Origin of the sequence: Sulfuriflexus sp. (assembly GCF_032250955.1) — a bacterium.
Taxonomy (GTDB): domain Bacteria; phylum Pseudomonadota; class Gammaproteobacteria; order AKS1; family AKS1; genus Sulfuriflexus.
Genome location: NZ_JAVVES010000111.1, coordinates 1 through 4252 on the forward strand (window position 1 = coordinate 1; position 4252 = coordinate 4252).

At 55.3% G+C, this 4252-nt stretch carries 6 protein-coding genes; 1 reads left to right on the forward strand and 5 read right to left on the reverse strand.

What is annotated here, in order from left to right; genetic code table 11:
* Positions 1 to 97: 97 nt before the first annotated feature.
* Genes rsgA through RQ738_RS13195 form a run of 3 tightly spaced genes read right to left on the reverse strand, consistent with a single transcriptional unit; the run spans position 98 to position 2670 of the window.
* The gene (gene rsgA / locus RQ738_RS13185) at positions 98 to 1063 is read right to left on the reverse strand and encodes a small ribosomal subunit biogenesis GTPase RsgA (protein ID WP_314165765.1); all 966 of its coding nucleotides are present in this window, start codon (positions 1061 to 1063) and stop codon (positions 98 to 100) included.
* A 27-nt stretch (positions 1064 to 1090) separates the two neighbouring features.
* Positions 1091 to 1420 (reverse strand): 4a-hydroxytetrahydrobiopterin dehydratase, encoded by a 330-nt coding sequence (locus tag RQ738_RS13190; RefSeq protein ID WP_314165766.1) that lies wholly within the window; start codon positions 1418 to 1420, stop codon positions 1091 to 1093.
* The gene (locus tag RQ738_RS13195; RefSeq protein ID WP_314165768.1) at positions 1420 to 2670 is read right to left on the reverse strand and encodes a M48 family metallopeptidase; all 1251 of its coding nucleotides are present in this window, start codon (positions 2668 to 2670) and stop codon (positions 1420 to 1422) included. The genes RQ738_RS13190 and RQ738_RS13195 overlap by 1 nt, the downstream gene beginning before the upstream one ends.
* A 90-nt stretch (positions 2671 to 2760) precedes the next feature.
* Between RQ738_RS13195 and orn the strand changes: the two genes are divergently transcribed.
* Positions 2761 to 3306: an oligoribonuclease gene (gene orn / locus RQ738_RS13200; protein WP_314165769.1), complete on the forward strand. Its 546-nt coding sequence runs from the start codon at positions 2761 to 2763 to the stop codon at positions 3304 to 3306.
* Between the two features lie 211 nt (positions 3307 to 3517).
* On the opposite strand, the gene fliL is transcribed toward orn, so the two are convergent.
* Together fliL and RQ738_RS13210 are read right to left on the reverse strand one after the other, a co-directional pair.
* Positions 3518 to 3916 (reverse strand): flagellar basal body-associated FliL family protein, encoded by a 399-nt coding sequence (gene fliL, locus RQ738_RS13205; RefSeq protein ID WP_314165770.1) that lies wholly within the window; start codon positions 3914 to 3916, stop codon positions 3518 to 3520.
* Between the two features lie 57 nt (positions 3917 to 3973).
* A partial coding sequence (locus RQ738_RS13210) for a hypothetical protein (RefSeq protein WP_314165771.1) occupies positions 3974 to 4252 on the reverse strand: 279 nt, incomplete at its 5' end.

Below are 4252 nucleotides of genomic sequence, written 5' to 3' on the forward strand. Positions count from 1 at the left end.
ACTGAAATCGCCTTATATCACGCGCTTGGAGCGCTACCTGCCCCGAAAACTACCCATGAATTTTTCTGACGAGGCTTGTTTTTTTTGATATTTCGTATTAATCGGCTAGCGACGCCAGTATGCGCCGGTAGCTGTCAAAACGCTGCGGGCTGATCTTGCCCTCGGCCATTGCTGCTTTTATCGCGCATTCCGGTTCGCTTTCATGCTGGCAGTCACTGTACTTGCAGCGCCCGAGGTAAGGGCGGAACTCGATAAACCCCTCGGCCAGTTCCTCGGGGCTGACTTCCCAGAGGCCAAATTCCCGCACCCCGGGCGAATCGATCAGATCGCCGCCGTTCGGCAAGTGATAGAGCCGCGAGGCGCTGGTGGTGTGCATGCCCTTACCGGTGGCATCGGATATCGCCGCGACCTCGGCATCGACTTCCGGCAGCAGGGCGTTCACCAGTGATGACTTGCCGACACCGGACTGGCCGACGAGGATACTGGCGTGCGACTTCAGGGCGGCAAGCAGGTCATCAAGGCCGTGTTCACTCTGGGCACTGGTATAGATAACGGCGTAGCCAAGCTGTTCGTAGATGCGCATGCGCGCCTGCAATGCCTGGCACACATCGGTATCGGCGAGGTCCATCTTGTTGAGGACAATCACCGGCGTAATGCCGAGCGCTTCGGCCGCGACCAGGTAACGGTCTATCAGACCCTCATTCAATTCCGGCTTGATGGCCGTGACGATAAAGATACGATCGAGGTTGGCGGCGATGGCCTTGGCCCGGCCACGATTATCCGGTCGCGCCAGCAGGCTCTGCCGGGGCTCGACGGCAACGATAACACTGTTGTTATTATCCTCGCCGGTAAAGCGAACGCGGTCGCCGGGCACGATGGCACCGAGGTTCTTGCGCTGCTTGCAACGCCGCAGTTCAGCATGATTTGTTTCTATCTCGAGGGATTGTCCATACTGGCTGATGACCAGACCGGAGCGTTCTGTGTTATTACCTTCAAGTACCGTTTGCTGTTTCTTCTGGATACGACGCGTCTGTTGCTGACTGAGGGTGTCTTTTTTTGCCATGCCTGATGATATGCCTGCGGTAAAGAATCAGGTGTCGCTGGACAGCGCATCGATTCGCGCCGCGCAAATAAAGTCGTTTTCGGACAGGCCATTAACGGAATGTGTGCTGAAGCGCACTTCACAGCGGTTATAACCAAAGCTGATATCCGGGTGATGGTCTTCGCCGCGCGCGATCCCGGCGACGGCATTTACAAAGGCGAGGGTCTGCTCATAGTCCTTGAAACGGAACTGGCGCTGAATCGATTTGCCGTCGTTAATAACGTACCAGTCCCGAAGCTCTGATAAATACGCCTGCACTTGCGCCGGGTCGAGCAGGGCTGTCTCACGGCTGCAATGTCGTTGTGCAAGCGTGGACATCAGTTTGCTACCCTGTTCAGGTGGGCGACGCGGATCGGAGCCGGTGGATGGGTGTCATGGAAGGCCGAGTACAACGGGTCTGGTGTCAGGGTGCTGGCATTCTCTTCATAGAGTTTGACCAGCGCCTTGATCAGTTCATCGGCATTGCTCACCGTCGCTGCAAAGGCATCGGCCTCAAACTCGTGGCGGCGTGAAGACCAGGCCATGAGCGGGTGCAGGAAAAAGGTGAAGACGGGGACGACCAACAGGAACAGCGCCAGGGCACCATGCAGGCTGGCCTGCTGCATACCCAGTGCGGCAAAAAACCAGGGCTGTTCAATGAGCCAGCCGAGCAGGGCCAGGCCGGCGAGGCTGAACAGGGTCATCATGACAATGCGTTTAAAGATGTGCTTGTGGTGAAAGTGGCCGAGTTCATGGGCGAGCACCGCCTCGATCTCCGCCGGACTGAGGCTGTTGAGCAGGGTGTCAAAGAAAACAATACGCTTGTTGCGGCCAAGGCCGGTGAAGTAGGCGTTGCCGTGGCCGGAGCGGCGCGAGCCATCGACCACAAAGATGCCATTACTGGTAAAGCCGCAGCGGCTCAGCAGGGTCTGGATACGCTCGCGCAGATCGCCGTCTTCAAGCGGTTCGAATTTGTTAAAGAGTGGCGCGATAAAGGCCGGGTAGGCCCACATCATAAACAGGCCAAAGCCGGTCCAGACGGCCCACACCCATAACCACCAGTATTGCCCCATGTTTTCCATCAACCACAAGATCAGCATGACCAGCGGCAGACCGATGAGGACTAACAGCATGAGTTGCCTGGCCTGGTCGCCGAAGAACGTCGCCGGCGTGGTGCGGTTGAAGTCGAATTTTGTCTCGAGTTTGAAAGTGCGATACAAGGCCATGGGGATATCGAGGATCGCCATGATGATAAACAGGCTGATCAAAAAACCGGTGCCGGTCAACAGCGGCGACAGCTCGAAGGAAGCCCACAGGCGATCCAGTGCATTCAGCCCGCCGCCGACTGTCCAGATCAGCAACAGGGTGACGCCGATAACGATTTCAATGCGTTCAAGCCGGGTTTTCGCGAGGGTATAATCGGCGGCCTTTTCATGCGCGGGTAACGGGATACGTTCGGCAAAGGCATCGGGGACATGGGCCCGGTGCGCACCGACAAAATGACTGTGGCGCAGGCTCAGCCACCACTGCACAAGGGTCGAAAGGCCAAGGGCAATGAGGAAGAGGGTGAGAAAACTGATTTCGGTCATAGAATCCGGTTCCGGTGTTTGCGCAAACTGTGCAGGCAGGGTAGCCTTAACGATTAACTAAAACAAGCCGTTAAGACCCCGGAGTTTGGCATGCCACAAGACGCGAATAACCTTATCTGGATCGACCTGGAAATGACCGGGCTGGATACCTTTAATGACTATATTATCGAGATCGCGACAATCGTGACCGACAAGGACCTGAATACGCTCGAGGAAGGGCCGGTTTGTGCAATCCACGTCGATGACGCGATCCTGGCGGGGATGGATGAGTGGAACACGCGCCAGCACGGCAATTCAGGGCTGACCGAGCGCGTCAAGAACAGCCAGTACAGCGCGGCCGATGCCGAGCAGGAAACACTGGCGTTTCTCGGCAAGTATGTGCCGAAAGGCAGTTCGCCGATGTGCGGGAACAGCATCTGCCAGGATCGCCGTTTCATGGCACGCCTGATGCCGGAGCTGGAGGCCTATTTTCATTATCGCAACCTGGATGTGAGCAGCATCAAGGAACTGGCGCGCCGCTGGGCCCCCGAGGTCTACAAAGGCCATTCAAAATCATCGTCCCACCTGGCAATGGACGATGTCCGGGATTCGATCGAAGAACTGCAGTATTACCGTGAGCACTTTCTGAAGGTCTGAGTCAGTCATCGCCTTCGAGGTCATCTGCCCCGGTCGTGCAGCTGTTGATCGAGGCTTTCGATAAGATTCCGGGCTATCCGGCAGGCCGCGTTTTTATCCCGGCACATCGTAAAAAATTCCGCCACCATAGCGAAACCCGCCTTGACCATGTGTCGCCGTATGTCCCGCCAATGCTTGCAGTTCGCTTCGGGGTGACTGGCGTAATCCAGGCTTACTGGATTATGAAGCTAGTGAAGAAGATGTCTTCTATCTCGACGTGATCGGCGCGGCCCTTGAGAGCAGCCTTGATCTCCTTGAGGGTGGCGCGGCGTAGTCGCTCCTTGCCCGTGATGGAGTAGAGGTCCTGGGCCTCCTGGGCACTCAGTAACATAATAACGTTGTGACGGATGGCGTCCCGATGGCGGGTAATATCCGCAGCGGTATTCGGGTCAACCAGCTGCATTTGCATGGCGATCTGCAAAAATCGCATGCGGTTATTGTCCATGATATTGACCACAAACGGGTTCTCGAATGAGAAATACCCGGAACCCGATGCCGCGCCATTCCCGGCGGCGTGACCATTCGCTGAGAGGATGCTGAGTAGCAGGGGTAGGAAAAGATATTTTTTCATAATTTTTAATAATCGTTGTGAATGCTGCCCAGTCTATCGGCACGGAGAGGATAATCTTCAGGCCTGTCGGCGAATAATAGCAGTTATGGCATGGGTTTTAATATTCGGGCAATGGTTACATAGAAGTTGACAATAATAGTAGGGTAATGATGGCGTGTGATTAGTCCTGCTCGCATAAAAACACATATAAAACAATGCCATAAAAATATGTAACGCCGATGGACTGGTAAAGCGGGTGTTTGTGTGAACATTAAAAATCAGGCTCTTCCCCAGATGTGGTGGGTAAGATTTACCGTATAACACCATCAGGATAAAGATCCAGTCCGCCAAGGTGAA

Coding starts and splice junctions, on each gene's coding strand:
- rsgA (WP_314165765.1), bottom strand. CDS start 1,063: ATGGCAAAAAAAGACACCCTCAGTCAGCAACAGACGCGTCGTATCCAG.
- RQ738_RS13190 (WP_314165766.1), bottom strand. CDS start 1,420: ATGTCCACGCTTGCACAACGACATTGCAGCCGTGAGACAGCCCTGCTC.
- RQ738_RS13195 (WP_314165768.1), bottom strand. CDS start 2,670: ATGACCGAAATCAGTTTTCTCACCCTCTTCCTCATTGCCCTTGGCCTT.
- orn (WP_314165769.1), top strand. CDS start 2,761: ATGCCACAAGACGCGAATAACCTTATCTGGATCGACCTGGAAATGACC.
- fliL (WP_314165770.1), bottom strand. CDS start 3,916: ATGAAAAAATATCTTTTCCTACCCCTGCTACTCAGCATCCTCTCAGCG.